At 67.2% G+C, this 24,830-nt stretch carries 24 protein-coding genes, 1 pseudogene and 1 riboswitch; of the genes and pseudogenes, 11 read left to right on the top strand and 14 right to left on the bottom strand.

The annotated features are described in order from the left end of the window. Positions 1–82 precede the first annotated feature (82 nt). Positions 83–613: a class IV adenylate cyclase gene (locus tag JOF46_RS08115; protein ID WP_209906859.1), complete on the bottom strand. Its 531-nt coding sequence runs from the start codon at positions 611–613 to the stop codon at positions 83–85. Between the two features lie 226 nt (positions 614–839). After that, positions 840–2,123, bottom strand: a complete 1,284-nt coding sequence (locus JOF46_RS08110) for an MFS transporter (RefSeq protein ID WP_209906858.1) — start codon at positions 2,121–2,123, stop codon at positions 840–842. 371 nt (positions 2,124–2,494) lie between these two features. On the opposite strand from JOF46_RS08110, the gene JOF46_RS08105 reads away from it, so the two are divergent. After that, the gene (locus JOF46_RS08105; RefSeq protein WP_209906857.1) at positions 2,495–3,691 is read left to right on the top strand and encodes an FAD-dependent monooxygenase; all 1,197 of its coding nucleotides are present in this window, start codon (positions 2,495–2,497) and stop codon (positions 3,689–3,691) included. A gap of 25 nt (positions 3,692–3,716) precedes the next feature. On the opposite strand, the gene JOF46_RS08100 is transcribed toward JOF46_RS08105, so the two are convergent. Then, complete coding sequence (locus tag JOF46_RS08100) at positions 3,717–4,613, bottom strand: alpha/beta fold hydrolase (RefSeq protein WP_209906856.1); 897 nt, start codon at positions 4,611–4,613, stop codon at positions 3,717–3,719. A 75-nt stretch (positions 4,614–4,688) separates the two neighbouring features. Here JOF46_RS08100 and JOF46_RS08095 point away from each other — a divergent pair, with 75 nt between their 5' ends. Then, positions 4,689–5,252: a TetR/AcrR family transcriptional regulator gene (locus tag JOF46_RS08095; RefSeq protein WP_209906855.1), complete on the top strand. Its 564-nt coding sequence runs from the start codon at positions 4,689–4,691 to the stop codon at positions 5,250–5,252. Between the two features lie 13 nt (positions 5,253–5,265). On the opposite strand, the gene cls is transcribed toward JOF46_RS08095, so the two are convergent. Beyond that, the gene (cls, locus tag JOF46_RS08090; protein WP_209906854.1) at positions 5,266–6,756 is read right to left on the bottom strand and encodes a cardiolipin synthase; all 1,491 of its coding nucleotides are present in this window, start codon (positions 6,754–6,756) and stop codon (positions 5,266–5,268) included. 101 nt (positions 6,757–6,857) lie between these two features. On the opposite strand from cls, the gene JOF46_RS08085 reads away from it, so the two are divergent. Both JOF46_RS08085 and JOF46_RS08080 read left to right on the top strand, forming a co-directional pair. Then, positions 6,858–7,733: an aminodeoxychorismate lyase gene (locus tag JOF46_RS08085; RefSeq protein ID WP_209906853.1), complete on the top strand. Its 876-nt coding sequence runs from the start codon at positions 6,858–6,860 to the stop codon at positions 7,731–7,733. Positions 7,734–7,792: 59 nt separating this feature from the next. Further along, positions 7,793–8,254: an NUDIX domain-containing protein gene (locus JOF46_RS08080; RefSeq protein WP_209906852.1), complete on the top strand. Its 462-nt coding sequence runs from the start codon at positions 7,793–7,795 to the stop codon at positions 8,252–8,254. Positions 8,255–8,365: 111 nt separating this feature from the next. On the opposite strand, the gene JOF46_RS22550 is transcribed toward JOF46_RS08080, so the two are convergent. Next, positions 8,366–8,497 (bottom strand): hypothetical protein, encoded by a 132-nt coding sequence (locus tag JOF46_RS22550; protein ID WP_281070210.1) that lies wholly within the window; start codon positions 8,495–8,497, stop codon positions 8,366–8,368. A gap of 248 nt (positions 8,498–8,745) precedes the next feature. Between JOF46_RS22550 and JOF46_RS08075 the strand changes: the two genes are divergently transcribed. After that, positions 8,746–9,117, top strand: coding sequence for a hypothetical protein (locus JOF46_RS08075; RefSeq protein ID WP_209906851.1), 372 nt, complete (start codon positions 8,746–8,748; stop codon positions 9,115–9,117). Positions 9,118–9,568: 451 nt separating this feature from the next. Beyond that, a pseudogene (locus JOF46_RS22850) lies at positions 9,569–9,792 on the top strand (IS5/IS1182 family transposase); the annotation flags it as partial. 94 nt (positions 9,793–9,886) lie between these two features. On the opposite strand, the gene JOF46_RS08070 reads toward JOF46_RS22850, so the two are convergent. Both JOF46_RS08070 and JOF46_RS08065 read right to left on the bottom strand, forming a co-directional pair. Beyond that, positions 9,887–12,241, bottom strand: coding sequence for an ATP-binding cassette domain-containing protein (locus JOF46_RS08070; RefSeq protein ID WP_209911716.1), 2,355 nt, complete (start codon positions 12,239–12,241; stop codon positions 9,887–9,889). Positions 12,242–12,273: 32 nt separating this feature from the next. Beyond that, positions 12,274–12,900: an ECF transporter S component gene (locus JOF46_RS08065; RefSeq protein ID WP_209906850.1), complete on the bottom strand. Its 627-nt coding sequence runs from the start codon at positions 12,898–12,900 to the stop codon at positions 12,274–12,276. A 63-nt stretch (positions 12,901–12,963) separates the two neighbouring features. Then, positions 12,964–13,085, bottom strand: a riboswitch (TPP riboswitch). A gap of 69 nt (positions 13,086–13,154) precedes the next feature. Here JOF46_RS08065 and JOF46_RS08060 point away from each other — a divergent pair. Further along, a complete protein-coding gene (locus tag JOF46_RS08060) occupies positions 13,155–13,415 on the top strand; it encodes a DUF4235 domain-containing protein (RefSeq protein ID WP_209906849.1) in 261 nt (86 codons plus the stop codon). A gap of 112 nt (positions 13,416–13,527) precedes the next feature. Here JOF46_RS08060 and mnhG read toward each other — a convergent pair whose 3' ends face one another. From mnhG to JOF46_RS08030, 6 genes are read right to left on the bottom strand one after another with little or no spacing between them, the layout of a single operon-like run. Continuing rightward, positions 13,528–13,935 carry a monovalent cation/H(+) antiporter subunit G gene (mnhG, locus tag JOF46_RS08055; protein WP_209906848.1) on the bottom strand — a complete coding sequence of 136 codons (408 nt, stop codon included), beginning with the start codon at positions 13,933–13,935 and terminating at the stop codon, positions 13,528–13,530. Then, positions 13,935–14,198 (bottom strand): MrpF/PhaF family protein, encoded by a 264-nt coding sequence (locus JOF46_RS08050; RefSeq protein ID WP_209906847.1) that lies wholly within the window; start codon positions 14,196–14,198, stop codon positions 13,935–13,937. The genes mnhG and JOF46_RS08050 overlap by 1 nt, the downstream gene beginning before the upstream one ends. After that, the gene (locus JOF46_RS08045) at positions 14,195–14,809 is read right to left on the bottom strand and encodes a Na+/H+ antiporter subunit E (protein ID WP_209906846.1); all 615 of its coding nucleotides are present in this window, start codon (positions 14,807–14,809) and stop codon (positions 14,195–14,197) included. The genes JOF46_RS08050 and JOF46_RS08045 overlap by 4 nt, the downstream gene beginning before the upstream one ends. Next, positions 14,810–16,435 carry a Na+/H+ antiporter subunit D gene (locus tag JOF46_RS08040; RefSeq protein ID WP_245348051.1) on the bottom strand — a complete coding sequence of 542 codons (1,626 nt, stop codon included), beginning with the start codon at positions 16,433–16,435 and terminating at the stop codon, positions 14,810–14,812. Further along, positions 16,432–16,896, bottom strand: coding sequence for a Na(+)/H(+) antiporter subunit C (locus tag JOF46_RS08035; RefSeq protein ID WP_209906845.1), 465 nt, complete (start codon positions 16,894–16,896; stop codon positions 16,432–16,434). Before JOF46_RS08035 ends, JOF46_RS08040 begins: the two co-directional genes overlap by 4 nt. After that, positions 16,893–19,880 (bottom strand): Na+/H+ antiporter subunit A, encoded by a 2,988-nt coding sequence (locus JOF46_RS08030; protein WP_209906844.1) that lies wholly within the window; start codon positions 19,878–19,880, stop codon positions 16,893–16,895. The genes JOF46_RS08035 and JOF46_RS08030 overlap by 4 nt, the downstream gene beginning before the upstream one ends. Before the next feature lie 244 nt (positions 19,881–20,124). Between JOF46_RS08030 and JOF46_RS08025 the strand changes: the two genes are divergently transcribed. Genes JOF46_RS08025 through JOF46_RS08015 form a run of 3 tightly spaced genes read left to right on the top strand, consistent with a single transcriptional unit; the run spans position 20,125 to position 23,042 of the window. Then, complete coding sequence (locus tag JOF46_RS08025) at positions 20,125–21,447, top strand: MFS transporter (RefSeq protein ID WP_209906843.1); 1,323 nt, start codon at positions 20,125–20,127, stop codon at positions 21,445–21,447. A 51-nt stretch (positions 21,448–21,498) separates the two neighbouring features. Next, on the top strand, positions 21,499–22,560 hold the full coding sequence (locus JOF46_RS08020; RefSeq protein ID WP_209906842.1) for a malate dehydrogenase: 1,062 nt from the start codon (positions 21,499–21,501) through the stop codon (positions 22,558–22,560). Further along, complete coding sequence (locus tag JOF46_RS08015; protein WP_342592396.1) at positions 22,557–23,042, top strand: GNAT family N-acetyltransferase; 486 nt, start codon at positions 22,557–22,559, stop codon at positions 23,040–23,042. The genes JOF46_RS08020 and JOF46_RS08015 overlap by 4 nt, the downstream gene beginning before the upstream one ends. A 90-nt stretch (positions 23,043–23,132) precedes the next feature. On the opposite strand, the gene dcd is transcribed toward JOF46_RS08015, so the two are convergent. Continuing rightward, positions 23,133–23,714, bottom strand: a complete 582-nt coding sequence (dcd, locus tag JOF46_RS08010) for a dCTP deaminase (protein ID WP_113761661.1) — start codon at positions 23,712–23,714, stop codon at positions 23,133–23,135. Between the two features lie 179 nt (positions 23,715–23,893). Between dcd and JOF46_RS08005 the strand changes: the two genes are divergently transcribed. Beyond that, positions 23,894–24,727 carry a M15 family metallopeptidase gene (locus tag JOF46_RS08005; RefSeq protein WP_209906841.1) on the top strand — a complete coding sequence of 278 codons (834 nt, stop codon included), beginning with the start codon at positions 23,894–23,896 and terminating at the stop codon, positions 24,725–24,727. The last annotated feature ends 103 nt before the right edge of the window (positions 24,728–24,830 follow it).

Below are 24,830 nucleotides of genomic sequence, written 5' to 3'. Positions count from 1 at the left end.
GAACGCCGTCATTCCCCCGGGGCGACCGCATCTGGCGTGCTGAATCGGCTGCACCGCGGTTGCGGGAGCGCAAGAAATACCCCTACCGGCCCCGTTGGACGCGCTCGGTTTCGAGGAGATCCAGATATGCGCCCTTCACCAGCGCGTTGTCCTCAATTCCGAGTGCGCGGAGCAGTCGGTGGGCCTCGGCTTGCGCGGCCTCGGGAGTGAGGATGCCGTCCACGGCGATTTCAAGTTCCAGGAATTCTCCCAAGCCGTCGACGGTGTCAAGGTGGATCTTGGCCTGGGCGGCATGGAAGACAACCCGTTGCTTGCGGACTCGCCCGACTTCTCCGAAAGAGGTGGCCAGGACGGCTCGCAGCCCGTCCGGGTCCGAGGTTTTGGAGTGGACATAAAACGAGGGTTTTGGACCGAGCGCGTCATCCCGGCGATAGAAGATCAGCACACCGCTGCCGTCCGTGAGAACTCGAAGCTTGAGCCTGCCGTTCGGGCATGAGAAGAAGGTGTCGTCCTGATCAACGCGTGTCGGGCCGGAGTCCGCCAAGGCGGCCACCCGCAGAAACAACGCTTGCAGGTCGTCCACACGTGCCTTGATTTCGATGTTCGTGGGCATCCCACCACTCAACCACGTCGTGCTTGTAGACGCGCCCGGTCCGCCCGTATCCAGTTCGTGGCGGCACGGGCATTCGCAGGAAACATGTGTCACCCGAATTCGATCCCGATGTCGTTCGGCATCGTGGTCGTGACGCATCAGGGCTTGGTGACCACTTGCCGGTCCGCGGATCGTCTCTCCGGCAGCCCATGGCCGTTCCGCGTAACCATCCCATGGATGCCGATCGTCAGCGGGAATCGCCACCCGTGCCCACTTTGGATGCCCCACCCGGAATCGTGGCACTGTCCCCGTCGACGACTTGTCCGAGCCTCAGATGGCGAATGGAGGGAAGAAGCAGCGGCAGCAACGCCGCGACAACGAGGACCGTCGACATCAGGCCCATGATGCCCGGGGTGCCGTGGTTCCGGCTCAGCGCACCGAACAGGATGTACCCGATCGGAACGGGCAGCAGCTGGCCGAAGGTGCTGATCGAGGACAAGCGGGACTGCAAGCCTTCGGGTATTTGTTCCTGGAAAAACGCGGACCAAGACACGATCGAGATATCCAGGGCAACGCCGGCCAGAGCGGCGGCACCGACGATCACCCAGATCGGTGCCACGAACCCCAGCGCAACCAGCGGCAACGCCTGGGTCGCCAGGCAGAGAGACACGGTGACGCCCACCCGTTGCGGCCGGACCGCGACGGCGACCAGCGAGCCTCCGACCAGCCCGAAGGCGAATCCCCCGCTGATCAGGCCCCAGGCGAAGGCACCGCCCAGCGACGAGTGGGAAATGACGGGTCCGAAGAGCTGGAAGCCCACAAGCCACATCAGCACCGTGGCGGCGGACTGCGCCACCATGATGACGTACCAACGCCGGGCCCTGAATTCCTTCCAACCGGTCCGGAAGGCAGAGATGGCAGAGGCCTTGCTCTTGATCGGTTGCGGCAGGCGGATGGCCGCGAGAAAGAACACCGACACGAGGAACGTCGAGGCATTGAACGCCAGCGCCCAGCCCGGGCCCACCAGGGCCACCGCCAGTCCGCCAAGTGCCGGGCCCAGCACCTTGGCGATGTTCAGCGGCAGGCGGAGCACCGCGTTCGCTGCCACCCGAAGCTCCGCCGGAACCAACTGGACGATGGAACCCTGGGAGGCCGGCTGGAAGAAGGCCGAGGCAATGCCCAGCAAAAAGACGGAAGCCGCCAGCATCCACAGTTCGGCCACACCCGTCAGGATCAAGATCGCAATGGCCACCTGCACGACCCCGGAGACGGCGTTGGCGACAACCATGACACGGTCACGCCGGACCCTGTCGCCCAGCACTCCGCCCACGAGCAGCAGGAGGACCTGCGGGGCGATGTTGAGGGCGAGGATGAACCCCAGCCATTCGACTCCCCCGCCCGCCTCAAGGGCGGCAAATGCGACAGCGATCGGGGCCGCAGCCGATCCGAGTGATGAAACCACCCGCCCGGTCCAGAAGCTTCGAAACTGCCGGTGGCGCAGGACGACCGCTGCTTCCTTGATGCTGTTCACGGCTCGGCAGGCTCCTTCGCGGCTTCGTGTCGTAGGCCACCGAGTATGCCAGCATCCGTGGTCGCCCACCCGTCGACACTCAAGGGCAATGGCCCTGTCGAATTTGCGACGCCGTGCAACCACATCGACAGCCGTGCGAAGTGTCCAACGCGTTTCATCCCGGACAACGGGATGAAACCGGCTGGAGCTTCGGCAAGGGCTTTGGTGTCATCCCGGCTCTTGGCCTCCGCACAACACCTCAAGCGAAGGCCTTCAATTTCCCACGGGTAGATTTCCGGTGGAAACGCTGGGGCGCCGTTGGCGTGGAACGTCGGTATCGTGGCCGCAAAGGGGCAGCGATTGCCCCGGCGGATCGAATGGGGTGAAGAACCATGCGGGCATTGGTCGTCGGCGCGGGAATCGGCGGGCTGGCCGCCGCCGGGGCACTGGCACAAAACGGCTGGGAGACCACGGTGCTGGAGCAGGCACCGGCACCGCGCACCACCGGCTACATGATCGATTTCTTCGGTCCCGGTTTTGCCGCGGCCGAGTCCCTGGGCGCCATCGCGCACCTGCAACGCCACGGAGAAATGTATTCACGGGCCCGCTACGTCGACCAGACCGGGCGAACCAGGGCGAAGTTCGCCATGGAATCATTCCTGAACGCCGCCCACGGGAAGTTCTTCTCCATCCTTCGCCCCGACATCGAAACGGGATTGCGCGAATGGGTCGGCGATTCGGTGGGCATCGTCCAGGGTGCGAGGGTCGTGTCCGTGGACCCGGGCCGGTGCCCGGGCACCGACGGGCCAGGGGTTCCCGCACGCGCCGTGGTGGCCGACGGCCGCGACTTCGAGGCGGACCTGCTCATCGGCGCCGACGGCATCCACTCCACGGTGCGCGGCGCCATGCCCGCCATTCCCGGGACCAGGGTGCTGCGGCATTTGGGATTGCACGTCTTCGGATACGTCTTTTATGATCCCGAGCTTGCCGCAAACCTCGGGCGCGAGGTGGTGCTGAGCGATTCGCTGGTCCGCCAGGCGACGCTGTATGCCCTCTCCGACGGGCGCGTGACCTTCTTTGGGGTGGTCGAGTGCCACGATCCGGATCCGGCCCCGGACACCCGGGAGGAGCTGTTCACGAAGTTCCGCGGCCTGGGGAGCGATGTCGACCGGGCGCTGGACCAACGTCCGGCGGAGATCTTCGAGGATGTCGTCGCCCAGGCGGTGGTCCCGGCCTGGAGCGCCGGGCGATGCGTGCTGCTGGGGGACGCTGCCTTCGCCGTCTCGCTGCTGGCCGGGCAGGGCGCCTCATTGGCCATTGCCGGGGCGAAGGTGCTCGCCGATGCGTTGGGATCCGGCAACGACATCCCCGCGGCCCTGGCCGGCTATGAGGCGAGCTGGCGTCCCCTGGTGGAGCAGCAGCAGGAAGCCGGACGGCGCAACGCCCGGTTCTTTGTGCCCTCCGGCCGCCGGGCGCTGTTGCTGCGCCGGTGGTCGCTGCACCTGATGAATCTGGCCCCGGTGAACGCCGTGATCGCCAGGCGCGTCTTTGGTGCCTCCGTGGTGGGCAAGGGCCATCCCGGGCCTTGATCCCCCTGGCACGCGGTATCAGTGGTCAGTGGCCGGGCCGGGCGAAGAACTCCCGGGCCATTGCCAACACCGCTCCGGGCTGCTCGTCGACGACAAAGTGTGCTGCCCCGGGGATCCGCACCAGCTCGAGGGCATCGGCGTACGGCTCGTAGCCTTCCAGCAGGCTCGCCGACATCGCTTCGTCATGCTCGCCGACCGCCAGCAGCGTCGGTACCGTCAATCGCTGATCCAGGTATCCCCCGCGCATCAGCTTGATGAAGGTCGGCATCACGCATTGGCGGTACAGTGCCCCCAGGGCGGCCGCTCGTCCTGGTTCGCGCAATCGAGCGAGATAAGCTTCCACCTGTTCCGGGTCCAAGCAGCCGGGGTCGTGCACAAAGTGATTAAACATGTATCTGGCAAGCACCTGGCGTCCGCTGCCCATGAGCAGTCTTGCCATGCCGGGAATCGCGAGCACCGGATCAAACCATGCGTTTTTGAACAGGGGCAGGAACGCCAGGTTGAAGCGCAGGAACAGGTGCGGGATGGACAGCGATACCAGCGAGTGCACCCGCTCGGGGTGAGCCAGGCACAGCATCATGGCGTACACGGCGCCCAGGTCGTGGGCGAGGATCCGGGTCTTGTCCACGCCCAGGGCATCAAGCAGCCCCACGAGGTCGGCCACCTGGGTATCCAGCGCGTATCCGGTTGCGGGCATCGAGCTTTGCCCGAAGCCGCGCGTGTCCAAGGCGATCACCCGGTGCCCCTCGGCGAGCGCCGGGATCATGCCGTTGAAGACGCTGGCGTCCTGCGGAACCCCGTGCAGCAGCAGCAGGGGCGTTCCGGCCCCGGCCTCGGCAATGTGCAGGCGCACGCCCGGCAGGTCAATGTATATGTGTCCGATCCCGGAAGCGGCCGGTGCGGACCCCGTGTTGATGTCCATGAAACAAAAATACTACGTCTGTAGTATCCGGTCACTATGGTTGTAGTACAAGGTTTGGGCACCTATTCTGGTCCCATGCCACCTACCAAGGCCCGTGCGCTGCAGGCCGCCCTCGAGCTGCTGGGCACCGGCGGGATCCGGGCTTTGACCCATGCCCGCGTCGATGCCCAAGCCGGGCTGCCCAGGGGCTCGGCCTCCAATTACTTCCGCACGCGCTCGGCCCTGCTGGTCGGCGCCGTGGAGGAACTCGGGGCCCGCGAGGCCGCCGAGGTGGCAGCGGCCCTGCCACCCGACAGCGCCCAGGGCCTGCTGGAGGTCCTCTGTGCGCAATTCCGCGCCGCCACCACGGCAGGACAAGGACTGACCGCGGCCCGCTTCGCCCTGTTCGTCGAGGGCATCGGGCACCCGGAGGTCCGCGACGCCGTCTCCCGCGGACGGGCCGGGTTCGAGCGGATGATCGTTCCGCTGCTGGGCCGGCTCGGGGCCGCGGAGCCGGAGGTCGCCGCCATGGCCTTGATGTCCGCCTACGAGGGGATGTTGCTCTACCACCTGGCCCGCGGACTTGGGCCGGACCCTGAACCGGTGCTCGAACTGGTCCTGCGCGCGGCCGTGCCCGCCCCCGCGTCGCCACCACAATGAGTGGCGGTTCAGCCTATTGCAAGGTGGCCGAGAGCCGGGCGACGTTGTCGATCCAGCGGCTCACCGGGGTGCGCTTGGACCATTGCTCCAGGGTCAGCTCGGTGGAGTTGGCCCGGTACCCGTCCTGCACCTTCATCAACTCGTTGACCAGGTCGGAGCCCAGGAGCATCAGGGTGATCTCGAGGTTCAGCGAGAAGGAGCGCATGTCCATGTTGGAGGAGCCCATGACCACCACCTCGTCGTCCACTGCCATGCACTTTGAATGCAGCACCGTGGGCGCCTTGTACCGGTAGATCCGCACCCCGGCGCGCAGGAGTGCCTCGTAGTAGGACTGCTGGGCGTGCTGCACCAGGGCCTGGTCGCCCTTCTCGCAGACGAACAATTCCACCGCCACCCCGCGCTGGGCGGCGGTGGTGATGGCATAGAGCAGCGAATCGTCCGGGACGAAGTAGGGGCTGGTGATCGAGAGCCGTTCGGTGGCCGAATAGATCAGCGTGTTGAACAGCCGCAGGTTGTTCTCCGCCTCGAAGCCCGGCCCGCTGGGCACCAGCTGGCCGATGTCCTCACCCGCGTCGGGTGCCTCGCGCATGGCATCCTCCACCGCGGCCAGATCGTGGAGCAGGTCCTCGTCGGATTCCTGCGACCAGTCGGTGGCAAAGACCACGTCCAGGCTGGTCACCAGCGGACCGCGGACCTTGGCCATCAGCTCGACCCATTCGCGGCCGATCTTGTGCGCGGATGCACGCTTGTATCCGGGCTCGATGAGGTTCTGCGAACCGGTGAAGGCGACCTGCCCGTCCACAACCACGATCTTGCGGTGGTTGCGCAGATCCGGGCGCCGCCATCGCCGCTGGAAGGGTGCCAGCGGAAGCATCCGCCGCCAATTGATCCCGGCCGCACTCATCCGCCGAATCAACCCGAAGTAGCCTTTCACGCGCAGCGAGCCCAGGTGGTCGAAGAGCACCCGCACCTTGACCCCGCGGGCGACCGCGTGTTCCAGGGCCTCGAGAATCGGGCCGACGTACACATCGTCCTCGCCGATGATGTAGAACTGCACGTGCACGTAGCGTCGGGCCTTGTCGATCTCCAGGCGCATCGCATCGAGGGATTCGCGGTACCCGGTGATGAATTCCACCGCGTTCCCGGCCTGCAGCGGCAGCGCCCCCAGGGTCCGGTTCAGCTCGACCGCCGAGAGCACCCAGTCCGGGGCCTCGGGCGAGCGGTTTCCGCCGATCATGTGCTGGGTGGCTTCGAGGATCGATTCGTTGACGTTTTTCTGCCGTTCGATCCGGCGCCTCGAAAGCTTGATGTTGGCAAAGAGCAGGTAGAGCAGCAGGCCCACCACGGGGATGAAGAAGATCGCCAGCAGCCAGGCCATGGCGGTGGTGGGGCGGCGGTTGCCGGGCACGATGCCCACCATGGTGATGCGGATGGTCAGCTCGATCCCCACCGCCACGGACCACAAGGCGGCGCCAATCGTCAGCGCGTCGTTGCCCTCGTTCATGGATCCCTCCTTGCCAGAGTGTGGTTCCGGATCTTTGTCCCAGACTACCGCCAGTGCGTGGAACACCGGGGAACCGCGTGCCCGGAGGTAATCTGGTATCCATGACTGCTCTTGTGTTCCTCGATCCCGATTTTCCCGCCGGCCGCGTCGCCGATGCCGCCACCGCCCAGCTTTCGGTCCTTGACCAGGGAGTGACCCGCGGGGACGGGATCTTCGAATCCGCGCTGTACACCGACGGGATCGTGCGCAAGATCGACGCCCACCTGGCGCGGCTGCGCGTCTCTGCCTCGACCTGCGACCTGCTGGTTCCGCATGAGGAAGCGTGGCGCGCGGCTATCGCCACCGCCGTGGCGGCATTCGATGCCGCAACCCCGGCCGAGGAAGCGGTGGTGAAGCTCGTGGCCACCCGCGGCACCGAGGGCACCGGCCACGGCACCTCCTGGGTCATGGTCTCCCCCGCCCCCGAGCTGGGTCGCCGACAGCGCCAGAGCGGGATCTCGGTGATCTTCCTGGACCGCGGCTACGACTCCAGGGTGGCCGAGCGCGCCCCCTGGCTGTTGATGGGCGCCAAGACCCTGTCCTACGCGGTGAACATGGCGGCACTGCGCCACGCCAAGAAGTTGGGCGCCGATGACGTCATCTTCACCTCAAGCGACGGAATCGTGCTGGAGGGCCCCACCTCCACGGTGCTGATCGCGCACCGCGACGGGGACACCAAGCGGTTGATCACCCCGACCCTGGAAACCGGCATCCTGCCGGGAACCACCCAGGGCGCCATTTTCTCCGCCGCCCGAGAGGCCGGGTGGGAACTGGGCTACGGGCCACTGACCCCGGAAAACCTGCTGGATGCCGAGGGTGTGTGGCTGGTCTCCAGCGTCCGCCTGCTCACCCCGGTGAACTCCATCGACGGCACCGCCATCGCCCGCGACGGGCAGCTGCATGCCGAGCTCACGGCCATGGTCGACGCCATCCAATAAGCTGCCCATCGGCCATCCCCCGCTGCCGGGGGGTGAAGCAACGGATTCGAGGTTCCATCGTGCAAGAGCTGTTCCAAGTGGTGCCGGCCGCCTACGTGGTGTTCCGCCGCGACGCGCAGGTGCTGCTGCAATTGCGGCAGAACACCGGGTTCATGGACGGGCACTGGGCCTGTGCCGCGGCCGGGCACGTGGAAGCGGGCGAATCGGTGCTCGCCGCGGCGGTGCGCGAGGCCGCCGAGGAGACCGGGGTCCTGCTGGACCCGGCGGACCTCGTTCCGCTGTCGACCCTGCACCGCACCAATGGCGGCGATTCGCCGCGTGCCCAGCGCGTGGATTTCTTCTTCGCCACCACGGTGTGGCGGGGCGAGGCCCGCATCATGGAACCGGAAAAGTGCGCCGCCATGGAATGGTTCGACCTGGACCACCTGCCCGAGCCCATGCCGGAGCATGAACGCTACGTGCTGCAGAACCTTGCTGCCGGGACCCTTCCGGCCATCGCGTCCCTGGGCTTCACCCGGTAACCCCGGGGTGCACATGGCGGAAACAAGCGGGTCCTGCGCCCGGGGAGTGTCCCCCAATTCCGGTTGGCGTGGTTCGGCATGGTTGTCGGGTGAATTCACGTGCATCTGGCCTCAGCGGGCCTGTTCGGGTGGGAACACCACCCCGTGCCCCAGCCGTTCCGGGATCGCCGCGGTGGTCTGTGCGGTGCCCAGATACATGGCAGCAACGATGCCGGTGGCGAAAAGCCCAATTCTCGGGATCACCGCTGCAGGGCAACCCGAGGGCGCCGCGGAGCGACCACACGTTATCCGTTGAACATGACGGTTCCAGATTCACTGTCACCGGCTATTGCTGCCGTTGACCGTGCAGGGCTAGTCTGAACCCAGGCTGGGGAATCGATGTGAAATTCGGACGACACCATTGTGCCGCCGTTAACGCTTTTGCGTGTACTGGTTCGAAACAACAAACGGTCCGGGCATCCATTTACCGGGCCCAAAGTTCGGAGTTCATCATGCTCAGAAGGTTCCTGGCCGTGGCCGGCGCAACCGCCGCCCTGGCCCTCCTTGCCCCAACGGCCGCCATGGCCGACGACTGTCTCAACGTCAGCCGCCCGCCGGCTGCCTGCGGAATGACCTGCACCGCACCCGTCATCGTTGGCAACTGGGTGTGGCTGCCCAGCATCGGCGTCCCGGAAGCTGCCTGGGGCTTCGGCACCCCAGGATCCATCCCTTCAGTTGGGGCGGGCCTGCCCGGCGCCAACGGAAACTACCTCAACGCTTCCACCGACGGCTTCTCGTGGCTGCTGCAAAACAGCGCCTGGTGTGACGGCGGCGCCACGGCACGCCAGACCACCCATGGTGTTCAATCAGGTTGCGGGGAGTAATAGGACCTTCATCCAATTCGGATTGGCGTGGTTCGGCATGGATATCGGCTGAATTCGCGTTGCACCCGCCTCTGCGATGTCCAGGGGAGCCGATCGCCCCGTTCATGCCCGATACCACGGGCCGGGCGGGGCGCCGGTTCGCGGACCACCGACTCGTGGTTGAGCATCGTCCACCGCTACCGCGACGGCCTCCCCTGACGCGACCTGCCCGAGCACTTCGGGTCCTGAAAGACCGTGTGGAAGCGCCACCGCCGCTACGCCGCCGACGGCAGCTGCAACACGGTGTTGGCGACCCTGCTGGGCCACCCCCAAGCCAGCGGCCGGATCGGCTGGGAGTTGTCGGTGGACGCGGGCAGGCCGGCGACTCCCCGATGTTCAAGTCCTCTTGGACGCCCTGAACATCAAGAACCCCGCGACCTGAACCACCCGGAGAAGCGCCGAACGGGCCATCGCCGACAAGGCCTCATCATCCCGGGGCAACAGGAAACTCCTGCGCGAGCGCTGCATCCAGTGCGTGATCACCAAAAAGGACGACCAGAAAGCCAACCGCAAGCGCAAGGACTCGGCAGGCGGCCGCCCGGTGAACCATGACAAAGAAGCCTACAAGCGGCGCAACGAAAGTGGAGCGCAGCTCTAACGCCCTGAAGCAGTGGCGCGGCATGGCGACGCGCTGCGCCTTGCGCGCCCTGGCCTACCGCCCGGCCTCAGTGCTCCATGCCGTGCCCATCCGGAGCGCGGACATCGAGAAATCCCCATGGGGAGACACTCCCTAGCTCCAGACCAGGTTCCAGGTGCCCAGGGCCAACGATGCCCATGTTGCGGCGGTGCCCAGCAGCAGCCCGGCGGCAACGATCCCCGCATCCCGCAGGCCGTATCTCGAGGGCCGCAGCCAGGTCCGTTCGGCGGTGCCGAAGCCCTTGGCCTCCATGGTCACCGCCAGCCGGGAGGCCCGCCGGATGGCCTGGACCAGCAGCCCGAAGACCTGCCCCAGGTTCGCCCGCAGCCGGGCCGCGGCCGAGCCGCGGCTGCCCACTCCCCGGGCCCGCCGGGCCATGCCCAGCGTGGTCCATTCCTCGATCAACAGACCCAGCAGCCGCATGCCCGCCAGCGCGCCGAGCACAAAGCGGTGCGGCAACCGCGCCTTTTGCGCCAGCGCGTTGGCCAGGTCCGTCGGATCGGTGGTGAACAGCACCAGCACCGCCGGGATCGCCACCGCAAAGGCGCGCATCCCGGTGGCCGCACCGGCGGCGAGCGAGCCCTCGGTGATGGTGAAGAGGCCAAGATCCAGCAGCACCGCCCCGGAGTCGTTGCCCACCAGCGCGGTGCCCCAGGCCCCGAAGATCGCGGCGAGCAGCAGCGGCCAGCCGCGGGCCAGGAAGCGCGGGATCGACAGCCCGGCCAGCGGCAGCGCCAGGATCGTCGCGGCCACCACGATCCCGCTGCTGACCCAGTCCATGGACGCGACCAGCGGGATCGTGGCCAGCGCGACGGCGGCCAGCTTGGCCAGCGGGTTGGCCCGGCCCAGGAAGCTTGTCCCCCCGCGCACATCGGCCTCGAGCAACCCGGGCCGTGCGGCGACGGGGGCGGTGCCCTCAGCGGTGGCCGGGGACGCCAGCACGAATTCGTGCGCGCCCAGGGCGCGGGCGAAGTCGGCGTCGTGCGTCACAGCGATGATCGCGGTTCCGCGGGCCAGTTCCTCGCGCAGCAGCAGGGCCAGTTCGCGCCAGGTGTTGGCGTCCTGGCCGAAGGTCGGCTCGTCAAGGATGAGGACCTGCGGGCCCGCGGCCAGCACCGTGGCGACCGAGAGCCGGCGCTTTTCCCCGCCCGAGAGGGTGAAGGGGTTTGCCTCCGCCAGGTGTCCCAGCCGCAGCCGGGACAGCAGCGACGAGACCCGCAAGGAGATCTCCTGCTCGGTGAACAGCGGTTCCCGGGTTCCCGGCTTGACCGCGTGCCGCGGTCCGTAGGCCAGTTCCTCGGCCACGGTGTTGGTGACGAATTGGTGCTCGGGCTCCTGGAAGACCGAGCCGATCCGTCCCACCAATTCGGTGGCGCGCCAGTGGTAGGGCCGTGCCTCGGTGCCGGACGCCAGTTCCCCGGTGGCCAGCACCGTGCCGGATCCGACCGGCAGCAGTCCGCCAAGGGTCAGGGCGAAGGTCGACTTGCCCGAGCCGTTGGCCCCGCGTACGCACCAGGCCTCGCCCGCACCCAGGCGCAGGGCCAGGCCGGAAGCGGCCGGCTTGGCGCCGCGCTTGCGCGTGACTGCAAGGTCCGTGGCCTCCAGCAGCAACGCACCGGGCTGTTCGGGGGCAGGCAACGGATCGAACGCCGGGGTGTACCCGGGCACCCAGACCCCTGCGGCAATCAGTTTCTCGCGGACCGGGCCCGGGGCAAAGAGCTCGGCGGGGGTGCCGTCATGGGCGATGCCGCCGCCCGGTTCCAGCACGATGACCCGGTCCATGTGCGCCGCCCACGCCTCGAGCCGGTGTTCGACGATCAGCAGGGTCGCGCCGGTGGAATCCAGTGCGGCCAGCACCGCGTCGCGGACCTCCAGCACCCCGTCCGGGTCCAGGTTTGCCGTGGGCTCGTCCAGCAACACCAGCCCCGGGCCCATGGCCAGGATCCCGGCCAGGGCCAGGCGCTGCTTTTGCCCGCCCGAAAGCGCGGAGGTGGGGTGGTCCTGCGGGACATCGAGTCCCACGGCGTCGAGTGCATCGACAATCCGTTGCCGGATCTGCGCGGGCGGCACCGAAAGGTTCTCCGCGCCGAAGGCCACATCGTCCCCGACCCGGGCCTGGACGACCTGGGTCTCGGGGTCCTGCTGCATGAGCCCGACCAGTCCGCGGCCCTGGGCCGCAGGAGCCCCGTCCAGCAGCAGTTCGCCGGAGGAATAGGTTTCGTCGTCCTCGTCCAGGACCCCGGCCAGCGCGTAGAGCAGCGTGGATTTCCCGGCGCCCGAGGGCCCGGCCAGCAACACGCGTTCCCCGGCCCGGATCTCCAGGTCCAGGCCAGAGAGCGCTGCGTGGGCGCGTCCGGCGTGCCGCCACGCCCAGTTCCTGACGCTGACGGACACCGCGTCGCTGCGGTGTTGCAGCGTGGCTGCGCTGTCGTTTTCGCGATGCAGCATCGAGGCTGAAGACATGGTGATGCCCGTGCCCATCAGCCGAGGATGGGTTCGGTGGCTGCCTTGCGGCTGGCAAGCGCTCCCAGTGCGCCGGTCTTGGCCAGGGCACGGGTTCCCAGGAAGGAGAGCAGCCCGGCAATGACGATGCCCGAGATGGTCATGAACCCGATGTAGGCCAAGAGCATTCCGGTGGTGTATTCGGGGAACCAGCGGAAGATGAAGGTGTCGTTGATGCTTCCGAAGAGTCCTGCCCCGGCGCCGGCCAGCAGCGCCACGGGCAGGTTGAAGGTGCGGTAGCGGAACGCGGCGAAGACCGCTTCGGCGCCCAGGCCCTGGATCAGGCCCGAGGCCAGGACCGTCAGCCCGAATTCCGAGCCCATGAGCGCGGAGACCATCGCGGCGACCAGTTCGCAGAAGAGCGCCGCGCCGGGCTTGCGGATGATCAGTGCGCCGAGCACCGCGGGGAAGAGCCACATGCCCGAGACCAGTGCGGCCGAGGGCGGGAAGGCCAGGAAGAGGACGTCGAGCAGGTGGTGGGTGCTGTTCCACGCCCAGAAGATGACGCCCGAGGACACGGCGATGACGGCCGCGATGACGATGTCGACGACGCGCCAGGATGTGGTTGCCGTTTTGTGCCCGGCGGGCTGGTGGGTGATACCCATGGTGTTGATCCTCCTTGGATTCAAGGAGGGGAGGGAATGCGCGCATATTCCGCTTCCGCGCGCACCCCTGAGAACTCGACTTCCTTCGCCGGTACTAGCCGGGGCAGGTTCGAGGGTCTGCGGTTATCCGCACTCTCAGCGCCTAGGTGCGGGTTGCCCCGCACGACGCTCCCCTGTCGTGATTGTTTCAGTTCTATGATGCTACCTCAGCTAGGCTGGGCCAAGTACCTTTGCCGCAATATTTGGGAGTCCCCATGAACAGCCTGATGAAACTGATCGGTCCAGCAATTTCCATCGCCGCGGGTTTCCTGGGAGGGAAGATCGTCGACAAGGCCTGGATCGGTTTCACCGGCCAGCAGCCGCCCAAGCACGGCAACAAGGAGGCCCAGGCCGAGGCGACGATGCGCCAGGCCATCGGGTTCGCCGTGCTGTCGGCCGTCACCGCCGCGTTGATCCAGGTGCTCACCGACCGCGGCACGCAGCGGGCCATCGCGAAGTTCTCCAAGAAGGCCTGAGCTTCCGCACACGGGGTGCCGGCCGGATGCGTTCGGCCGGATCACTTGGGTGTGCCCGGCGCCTGTTGGCTGCCCCGACCGAATGAGGGACGACCCGGTCGATGTCGATGAACTAGTCGATGAAGTCGGCGCGGTCCCGGTTGCCGTTCTGGCCGTGCTCGGCCTCCTCGCGCTGCTCGGCGGCCTCGACCACCGCGGCCAGTTCGTCCGCGATGAGGGTCTCGCGCTTCAGGTGCCGGGTCCGGTAGCCGGCCCGTCCCACCATGTGCGCCGAGACCGGGGCGGTGAGCAACTGCAGCAGCCAGGCCAGGGCCAGGACCGGCAGCACGACCCAGGAGCGCAGTTCAAGCCCGAGCGCGGCCAGCAGCAGGAACAGCCCCAGCACCTGCGGCTTGGTTGCCGCGTGCAGGCGCGAGAGCAGATCCGGGAAGCGCAGCATGCCGATGCCCGCGGCCAGGGACATCAGGCAGCCGACGATCATGAACGTCCCGGCCACGATGTCGATGACGGTGTCAAGCATCAGGCGTTCCTCCGGTCCGTGACGAAGCGCGAGACCGTCACCGAGCCGACGAACCCGACCAGGCATGCCAGCAGCACGAAGACGAGGTTGTCGGTGTGCTTGTTGATGGTCATGTCGACGCACAGCGCCGCGGAGACGATCAGCAGCAACACGTCGGTGGCGATGACGCGTTCAAGGATCGAGGGCCCCTTGGCCAGCCTGACCATGGCCAGGGCACCGGCGATCGAGAGCGTGATTCCGCAGATCCACAGGACGATGTTCATGGTGTCTCTCCGTGTTCCTTGCCCGGGGCCGACTTCTCGGCATTCAACCCGGCCAGTTCTTCCTTGGTTCCCATCATGCGGATCAACCGTTCCTCGATCATCATCACCGAGGCCCGGGCCTTCTCCACCCCGGATTCGTCGTTGACGTTGAGCACGTGCAGGTACAGGGTCGAGGTCCGCCGGTCCACCTCCACGACGTACGAGCCGGGGACCAGCGTCAGCACGTGGCCCACGAAGGTGACCAGCAAGTCCGATTCGGTGCGCAGCGTGACGGTGATGATCGCGCTTGTGGTGCGCGGGCCGCGGAACACCGCCAGGTACAGGACCTCGAAGCTGGCCAGGGTCACATCCCGCAGGAACGCCCCGGCGAACACCGCGGCGCGCCAAGCATTGAAGCGCCCGGACAGGATCACCGGCGGCAGCCGGAAGACCCGCACCAGCACCAGCGAGATCAGCAGCCCGAAGACGAGGTTGCCGATGGCGAAGTCCTGCCAGAGCGCACCCCAGACCAGCATCATGCCCGCCAGCAGCGGCAGCTCCTGGCGCAGGGTGGCGCGCTGGCGTGCCCCGGACTCGTCGGTGGCGTCTTTCAGCCGTTGTTCCTTGGTCATTTACCGTACCCCCTGCCCGGTTCCGAGGACCGCCTCGATGTAGTTGTTCCGGTCCAGCAGCTGGCCGGCGACCTGGTCGCTGAATTCGAACAGCGGCCCGGCGAACACGGTCAGCGCCACGCCCACCAGCACCAGGGCCGCGGTCATGGCCAGCATGCCGTTGGGCAGCAGCGCCGTGTTGCCGCGGTCCGAATAGCGGCTGGCCGGCTCGTCGGCCACGATGTCGTAGGTCGCCCCGCGTGCGGCTTCCACGCCCACCAGCAGCAGCGGATCCGGTTCCGTGGCGTCCTCGGCCTTGCGCCAGAACGCCCTGTTCCACACGCGCGCGATCGCCAGCAGTGTCAGCAGCGAGGTCAACAGGGAGACTCCCACCAGCACCCAGGCCACGGGCGAACCCAGTTCGGCGCCGCCCTGCACCAGCCCGAGCTTGCCCAGGAAGCCGGAGAACGGCGGGATGCCGCCCAGGTTCATCGCCGGGATGAAGAAGAGCAGGGACAGCAGCGGGGAGAGCTTGGCCAGCGAGCCGAGCCGCTCGATGTTCGAGGTCCCGGCCCGGCGCTCGATGAGCCCGGCGACCAGGAAGAGCGAGGTCTGCACCACGATGTGGTGGGCCACGTAGTAGACGGTGGCCCCCAGCCCCAACTGGTTGCCCACGGCCACCCCGAAGATCAAGAAGCCGATGTGGCTGGTGAGCGTGAAGGAGAGCATGCGCTTGATGTCGGTCTGCGCCACGGCGCCCAGGATGCCCACCAGCATGGTCAGTCCGGCGACGACCATCAGCGGTTCGGAGAGCCGGTTCCCGGGGAAGAGCAGCGTCTCGGTGCGGATGATCGCGTAGACCCCGACCTTGGTCAGCAGCCCGGCGAACACCGCGGTCACCGGGGCCGGGGCGGTCGGATAGGAGTCCGGGAGCCAGAAGGACAGCGGGAAGACCGCTGCCTTGATCCCGAAGGCGACCAGCAGCATCACGTGCAGCACGGTCTGGGTGCCTTCGGAGATGTCCGGCAGCTTCACCGCAAGGTCGGCCATGTTCACGGTGCCGGCGGCCGCATAGATCATGCCGATGGCGATCAGGAAGAGAATCGAGGAGGCGACAGAGACCACCACGTAGGTGGTGCCGGCGCGGATCCGCGCGGTGGTCCCGCCCAGGGTCAGCAGCACGTAGGAGGCCGTCAGCAGGATCTCGAAGCCCACGTAGAGGTTGAACAGGTCCCCGGCCAAAAAGGCGTTGGAGACCCCGGCAACCAGGATCAGGTAGGCGGGGTGGAAGATCGAGACGGGCCCGTCCTCGTCCCCGTCGGCCATGCCCTGGCTGGTGGCGTAGAGCAGCACGGCCAGGGAAACGATGGAGGAGACCACCAGCATGAAGGCCGAGAACCCGTCCACGACCATGGAGATGCCAAACGGCGGCGCCCAGCCGCCGAGGGTCACCGAGTAGGTCCCCCCGCCCCAGACCGTGGCCAGCATCCAGGCCTCGAGGCACAGCGTGATGACCAGCACCCCGATGGTCACCAGTCGCTGGGTGCGGCGCTTGCGGCGCAGGATAAAGGCCAGCGCGGCACCGAAGATCGGCAGGGCCACGGCCAGCGGGGCAAATGAAACGGCGGTCAGTGGTGCATCGATCATGCGCGCGGCCCCTTCTCTGGGTGGTTCCCTGCGGGCTCGGAGTCCTCGCCCTCGAATTCGGTGGTGTCCTCGGGGACCGGGGAGTCTTCCTCGAAGTCGAAGGTCGACTGCTGCGAGACGCGAAGGTCCTCGTCGTCGTCGGCGACCACGTCGGCCCGGGAGATGACCCAGGAGCGGTAGATGATGCCCAGCATGAACGCCGTCACCGCGAAGGTGATCACGATGGCCGTGAGGATCAGCGCCTGCGGCAGCGGGTCGGTGTAGGCCGCCGCGGCCAGCCCGTCCTGGTACAGCGGCGCCTGCCCGCGTCGTCCGCCGGCGGTGAGGATCAACAGGTTCACCCCGTTGCCCAGCAGCACGATGCCCAGCAGCACCCGGGTCAGCGAGCGCTCCAGCAAAAGGTAGATGCCCACCGCGAAGAGCACGCCCATCACGATGAGCAAGGTGATATTGGTGCTCATCGTCCAACTCCCGTATCCGCGTCGGAAACCATGTCATGTGTGTCGGTGGGGCTGCGGCCCTCGGAACGGTCATCGATCTCCGAGCCCAGGGAGCGCAGCACGTCGATGACCAGCCCGACCACCACCAGGTACACCCCGATGTCGAAGACCGTGGAGGTCACGAACTTCTGTTCCCCGAAGATCGGCCAGGTGAATTCGATGGCCGCGGAGGTGAACATCTGGGCGCCCAGGAGCAGCGGCGCCGCGGCGGTAAGGGCCGCCAGGCCCAGCCCGGTGCCCATCAGCGTGCCAGGGCTCACCGGGGTGGCCTCGGCCAGTTCCACCCGGCCGCCGGCCAGGTAGCGAATGGTCAGGGCCAACCCGGCCAGCAGCCCGCCGGCAAAGCCGCCGCCGGGGGTGTTGTGGCCGGCCAGCAGCAGGTACACCGAGGCCAGCAGGATGGTGTGGAAGAGCAGCCGGGTGACCACCTCGAAGGTGATCGAGCGGCGCTCGGGGGCCAGCGTGTGCCCGGCAACCAACCAGGAATCCTTCTTGGAGATCGCAAAGGTCCTGGCCACGGCCAGCCCGGCGCGGCTGGGGCTGGCCCCGCCGATGGCCTCGGAGCCGTGGTCGACCGATCCGCGCGGCACGTTCGAGGCGCGCACCCGCTTGTCCCCGCGCCCGCGCACGAAGATCAGCGAGGCCACGCCGGTGGCGGCCGCGGCCAGCACCGTGATTTCCCCGAAGGTGTCCCAGGCGCGCATGTCCACCAAGGTGACGTTGACGATGTTCTTGCCCGCCCCGCCGGTGTAGGCCAGCTCCGGGTAGGCCAGGGAGATCGGTTCCGCGACGCGCGAGGCCATCGAGGTCGCGGCGATGTAGATCATGGAGGCGCCGAATCCGATGCCGATCAGCGCCCGGCCCAGCCGGTGCCCGGTAGGGTTCTTGGCCCACAGTTCCACCGGCAATGCGCGCAGCGCCAGCACGAAGGCGACCAGCACGATGGTTTCGACCAAGAGCTGGGTCACGGCCAAATCCGGCGCTCCCTGCAGCGCGAAGATCGCGGCCATGCCGTAGCCGCTGACCGAGACCATCAGCACCGCCAGGAAGCGGCGGTTGGCCTGCAGCGCGCCCAGGGCGCCGAGGATCATGATGAGCCCGATGACCAGCTGGGCGGGGTGGTCGAAGGCGATGAAGTTTCCCGGTGCCGGGGTGCTGAGCCAGATCGCGGTGCCGGCCGGCAGCAGCAGCGCCACGATGAGGATCACCACGAGGTAGAAGGACAGAGAACCGCGCTGGGTGCGTCCGGTGAGCCAGATGGCCAGGTTGTCCACGCCGGTGACCAGGTGCTTGTAGTCGCGTTCGGCATCCAGCAGCGCCGGGACCCGGGACTGGAGGTGGAAGGTCCGCTCCCGGGCAAGGAAGAGCGCGGTGCCCGTGACCATGGTCAGGATGCTCAGCCCCAGCGCGGGGGTGAACCCGTGCCAGAGGCCCAGGTGGATGGGGCTCTCGGTGGATTCGAACAGGCCCAGGTAGGGGGCGATCGCGTCCTCGAGCACGTGCGGGATCCAGGCGAACACGACCGTGGCGCCGGTGAGGACCAGCAGCGGGGCCAGGAAAAGCGCCGGGACGCGCGGGAACGCGGTGGGTTCCATGTCCTTCTTGGAGGCGAAGCCGCCCCAGAGGAAACGTGCGGCGTAGGCGAAGGTCATCACGGCTCCGAGCAGGACGCCCACCAGCAGCACCACGCCCGCGGCGCCATTGCCCTGGGCGTGCTCGAGCAGCGCCTCGTAGACCGCTTCCTTGGCCACGAAGCCGTAGAGCGGCGGGAACCCTGCCATCGAGGCCGCGGCTATGGCAGCGACGGCAAAGAGGACCGGCGAGGACCGGTAGAGCCCGGAGAGTTGGTGCAGGTCGCGGGTTCCGGACTTGTGGTCAATGATTCCCACGACCAGGAAGAGCGTTGCCTTGAAGAAGCCGTGGGCCAGCATCATGGCCAGGCCCGCGAGCGCCGCGTTGGGGTTTCCCATGCCCATGACCAGGATCAGGAAGCCCAGCTGGGAGACCGTGCCGTAGGCCAGCAGCAGCTTGAGGTCGTGTTGCTTCAGCGCGCGCCAGCCGCCGATCAGCAATGTCGCCAGTCCCAGCCAAAGCAGCATGGGCTGCCAGAAAGCGGTTTCGTTGAAGCCCGGGGCCAGCCGTGCCACCAGGTAGATGCCGGCCTTGACCATGGCCGCCGCGTGCAGGTACGCCGAGACCGGGGTGGGGGCCGCCATGGCGCCGGGAAGCCAGAAGTGGAAGGGGACCAACGCGGACTTCGAGATCGCGCCGATGAGCACCAGGGCGATGGCCACGTCGATGTAGGTGCCCAGTGCGGTGAGCTCCGGAGCCATGGCCAGGATCTCGGAGATGCGGTACGTGCCGGCCGCGTTGCCGAGCATGACCAGTCCGGCGAGCATCGTCAGGCCGCCAAAGGTGGTGACCATCAGTGCGGTCAGGGCCGAACGCCGTGCGCTCATCCTGGTGCGGTTGAACCCGATCAGCAGGAAGGACAGGATCGTGGTCAGCTCCCAGAAGATGAAGAGCATGATCATGTCGTCGGCGGTGACCAGGCCGAACATCGAGGCGGCAAAGGCCAGCAATTGGGCGCCGAAGGCCCCGGTGTGCGGGTCCTCGTTCTTGAAGTAGCGCGCGCAGTAAAACAGCACCAGGGAACCGACCCCGAGCACCAGCAGGCACAACACCGCGGCCAGGGCATCCATCCGGAAATCGAGATGGGCGTTCAGCGGGCCGATCCAGCTGTATAGCTCGGAGGGCGGTGCGTTTGGCTCGCCGCTCGCGGCGGCCTGCTCGGCACCCAGGAACGAGGGGAAGTTGGCCACGAGCCAGGCGAAGGCCACGGCGGGAACCGCCGCCAAAACATAAAAGGTTGAACGGCCTAGCAGTCTAAAAATCAATGGTGCAATTGCCGCAACAACAAAAAGCGCAATCAGGACTAGGAGCACACTTATCTCCCATGGTCGGCAGGCCAGTGCCCTGGCAAAAAACGGTCAAAAGGGCAGCTCCCAGCCTAACAGCCGGCCGGTGTTGAACCGTTGTTTGGCACGGGATTCAGCTGATGAAATTTTGAGGAATAATACACGTTTCCTGATTGTTAAAGACCCCAATTGCAAAGAATATTTCTCCGAAACGAACACGAAATTGGCCGGTGATCCCCCGTTGTTTGTGTCGGCGAGTTACTATGCACCCATGAGCGAGTTTCCTGCGGCACCCTCGGCATCGACCGACCGGCGGAAAATAATCACCAAACCCGTCTTGGCATGGGCATCCTGGGATTGGGGTTCCGCCGCGATCAACGCGGTGATGACGACCTTCGTCTTCACCGTGTACCTGACCAGCGACCTTTTCGGCAACAAGGACGCCAATTCGGTGGTCCTGGGCAACGGACTGGCCATCGCCGGGGTGGCCATTGCGCTGCTGGCCCCGGTCACCGGGCTGCGCTCGGATGCCGGGGGCCGGAGGCGTTTCTGGCTGGGCGTGAACACCGTGATCGTGGCCCTTCTCACGGCCGCCTGCTTCTTCGTTTTCCCCGAACCGCGCTTCCTCATCCTCGGGGTGACCCTGATTGCGTTGGCCTCGGTCTTCTCGGAGTTCGCCGCGGTGAACTACAACGCGATGCTGCCGCAGATTTCGACCCCTTCCACCATTGGCAAGGTCTCCGGCTTCGGCTGGGGCATGGGCTACCTCGGCGGCATCCTGGCCCTGGCGATCGTGCTGTTCACCCTGGTGACCCCGCTCTTCGACTGGGCCGGGGCATCCGATGCCAACTCGCTTAACCTGCGACTGGTCGCGGTGTTCTCCGCCGTGTGGTTCATGGGCTTCGGCCTGCCGGTGCTCTTTGCGGTGCCCGAGATCCCCGGGGAGCCCGGGGGCCCGCGCTTCACCATCGTGCAGTCCTACCAGGAATTGTGGCGCCGGGTCGTGGCCCTGGCCCGTGCGGATCGCCACACGGTCTACTTCCTGTTCGCCAGTGCGGTCTTCCGCGACGGGCTGGCTGCGGTGTTCACCTTCGGCGGGATCATCGCCGCGGGCACCTTCGACTTCCCGCTGCAGCAGGTGATCATCTTCGCGATCGTCGGCAACGTGGTCGCCGCGGCCGGGGCCATGGTCGGTGGCATGCTCGATGACAGGATCGGCCCCAAGCGGGTCATCGTCATTTCGCTCATCGGGTTGTTGGTCGCCGGCCTAGGGGTGTTCTTCTCCCCCGATGCCTCGGGCTTCTGGATCTTCGGGTTGCTGCTGTGCCTGTTCGTCGGTCCCGCCCAGGCCTCCAGCCGCGCCTTCCTGGCCCGGCTGGCCCCGGCCGGGCAGGAGGGCGAGCTGTTCGGGCTCTATGCCACCACCGGCCGCGCCGTCAGCTTCCTGGCCCCGGCGCTCTTTGCCGCCTCCATCGCGTTGGCTGCCCCGCACGTGGCGCAGGCCCAGCGCTACGGCATCCTGGGCATCCTGGTGGTGCTGCTGTTGGGGCTGCTGTTGCTGATCCCGGTTCGGGGCCCACGCGCATCCGCGTAGGCCGCTTGGCGGACCGTGGCTTTTGCCCGTCATTGGTGGTTGCATGAAGCCATGAGCACACCAACACCCGTGACCGTCACCGTCACCGTGACCGGAGCCGGAGGGCAGATCGGCTACGCGCTGCTGTTCCGCATCGCCTCCGGGGCCATGTTCGGACCCGGAACCCCGGTGAGACTGCAGCTGCTGGAAATCCCTGCCGGCATGAAATCGGCCGAGGGCAGCGCCCTGGAATTGCAGGACTGTGCGTTCGGCTCGCTGGCATCGGTGGAAGTGACAAGCGATCCTGCCCGCGGCTTCGAGGGCGCCAACGTGGCCCTGCTTGTCGGTTCCCGGCCGCGCGGGGCCGGGATGGAACGCGCTGACCTGCTGTCGGCCAACGGTGCGATCTTCGGCCCGCAGGGTGCTGCCATCAACGCCCATGCGGCCGCCGACGTGCGCGTGCTGGTGGTGGGAAACCCCGCCAACACCAACGCGTTGATCGCCGCGGCCCATGCACCGGACGTTCCCCCCGAACGCTTCACCGCCATGACCCGCCTGGACCACAACAGGGCGCTGGCGCAAGTGGCCCGCACCCTGGATGTCCCCGTGGCGGGAATCGGCAACGTCATCATCTGGGGCAACCACTCCGCCTCCCAGGTCCCGGACATCTCCCACGGCTGGGTCCGGGGCCCCGACGGCACGCGCCGCCCGCTGCCCCAGGCGCTGACCGAGGCCCTGGGCGGCACCTGCAGCCTCGAGTCCTGGTTGGCGGAGACCTTCATCCCCCGGGTTGCCAAGCGCGGGGCGGAGATCATTGCGGTGCGCGGCTCCTCCTCGGCGGCCTCGGCCGCGGCCGCCGCCATCGACCACGTCCATGACTGGGTCTCGGGAACCACCGATTCGTGGACCTCGGCGGGGGTGGTCTCGGACGGATCCTACGGCGTGCCGCGGGGCCTGGTCAGTTCCTTCCCCGTGCACTCGCGCGACGGCGCCTGGCAGATCCAGCAGGGGCTAGAGCCGGAAGCCGGGGTGCGTGCCCGGATCGCGGCCTCGGTCAGCGAGCTGGAGGAGGAACGCGAGATGGTCGCCTCCATGGGGCTGATCGAACGCGGTTACGGAAGGGACGGCCGGTGAAGCACCTTGCCCGTTTGGAGGTCCCCGGGCTGGAGGTCGCGGTTCGCGATGCGGCTCGGGCCGACCTTCCCGCGCTCCTGTCGATGCTGGCCGATGACCAACTGGGCGCAACACGGGACGCACCCAGGGACGATTCGGGGCCTTATTTGGCGGCCTTCGAGGCAATCGAGAGGGACCCGGCGCACCGCTTGCTGGTGTGCGAGCATGCCGGGCAGGTCATCGCCATGCTGCAGCTCTCGCTCATCCCGGGTCTGTCCCGCCGCGGGGCCTGGCGCGCGCAGATCGAGGCGGTGCGCACCCATGCCGACTACCGCGGGCGCGGCGTGGGGAGGAAATTCCTGCAGTGGTGCATCGGGTACGCGCGGTCCCAGGGCTGCTCGTTGGTGCAGTTGACGACAGACAAGAGCCGCGCCGACGCGCACCGTTTCTATGCGGAGCTCGGATTCACCGCGAGCCACGAGGGCATGAAGTTGCAGCTGTAGGGACGTGCGGCCCCGGTCTGGCGCTTAAGCACGTGCGCAGGCCCGGTTCCCCGGACCTGCGCACGCACACGAACACCAAAAAGGTTGTGGCTAGTTTTCCAGCGTCGTGCGGTGGAAGTTCAGGTGGCTGCGCGATGCGGTGGGACCGCGCTGGCCCTGGTAGCGGTTGCCGTAGGCACCCGACCCGTAGGGGTGCTCGGCCGGCGAGGACAGCTTGAAGAAGCACAGCTGCCCGATCTTCGATCCCGGCCACAGCTTGATCGGCAGGGTCGCCATGTTCGACAGTTCCAGGGTCACATGCCCGGAGAAGCCCGGGTCGATGAATCCGGCGGTCGAGTGGGTCAACAGGCCCAGACGGCCCAGCGAGCTCTTGCCCTCGAGCCGGGCGGCGATGTCGGTGGGCAGCGTGACGGTTTCGTACGTCGAGCCCAGCACGAATTCCCCCGGGTGCAGGATGAATGCCTCGTCGGGAGCGACCTCCACCAGGCGCGTCAGCTCGGGCTGGTCCGCGGCCGGATCGATGTGGGCGTACTTGTGGTTGTCGAAAAGCCGGAAGAACCTATCGAGCCTCACATCCACGCTCGCCGGCTGGATCATCTCCGGGTCGTAGGGGTCCAACTTAATACGTTCGGAGGCCAGCTCGCGTCGAATATCACCATCAGAAATCAGCACGCTACCCAAAATATCCCATTGGGCACGTGGACCGGGCATTGGTGACCTCGCCGAGCCGGCCGGACCGTGCCGCATCCGGCCCGGGACCGGGCGCTGCGCGCCCTCCGACATGGGCGAACCATGGCCCCAGCGGCTATCCTGAAGGGGATCCATCTTGCTACATTCCCCGAAGGGACATCGTGTCTTTGTTTCGTGCCGGCATTCCCGCCCTGTTGCTGGGCGCCAGCCTGGTGCTGGCAGCCCCGATCGCCGCACAGGCCGCTCCCGCGGCACCCGCTGCGGCGCGGGTGCATGTCGAAAAGCAGCCGAAACCACCGACGACCGAGGAGCTGACCAAGGACCAGGGTTCCTACCTGGCGCTGGTGAGTAGGGACCACCCCCTGGATCCGGTGAACTACAAGCCCAAGGACCTGCGCGGCGTGGCCGGCAGCGGGCACGAGTTGCGCAAGGATGCCGCCACCGCGCTGGAGTCCCTGCTCAAGGGGGCGCGCAAGGATTCCCAGTCCCTGGCCGTGCTCAGCGCCTACCGTTCCTATGACCGCCAGCTGTCCTTGTTCAACGGGTACAAGGCCCGTTACGGGATCGAATACGCCACGCGGTTGTCGGCACCGGCCGGAACCAGCGAACACCAGATCGGGCTGGCCGCGGACATCGGCCTGTCCAGCGGACATTGCAACCTCAAGGCATGCTTCGGCGACACCGCCGGCGGGAAGTGGTTGGCCGCCAATGCCGCGGACTTCGGCTTCATCGTCCGCTACCCGGCCGACGGCGAAAAGGTCACCGGATACAAGTACGAGCCGTGGCACCTGCGCTACATCGGCGTCGACCAGGCCAAGGCCATGGCAAAATCCAAGGCCGGCACCTTCGAGGCATTCCACGCGGCCCTGGTCAAGGCGTCCAAGGTCAAGCCGCTGACGGCCGCCGAGATCAAGAAGCAGCGCGAGTCCCTGCTGGTGCTGCGGTTCCTGCCGCCGTACCGCGACTGGTCGATTGGCTACGACTTCGCCCGCTAGCAATCCACGGGGCTTTCGGGTTCCCTCCCGGCGATGGTTCGCCGGGTGAATCGGCCGCCAAGGCCGTGCACACATCAACCACCCAGGTATTTTAGCCATGCCT

The sequence above is a fragment of the Paeniglutamicibacter psychrophenolicus genome (genome assembly GCF_017876575.1).
Lineage (GTDB): Bacteria > Actinomycetota > Actinomycetes > Actinomycetales > Micrococcaceae > Paeniglutamicibacter > Paeniglutamicibacter psychrophenolicus.
Note: the sequence above shows the minus strand (reverse complement) of the source record. Positions and strands in the feature narration are given on the sequence as shown.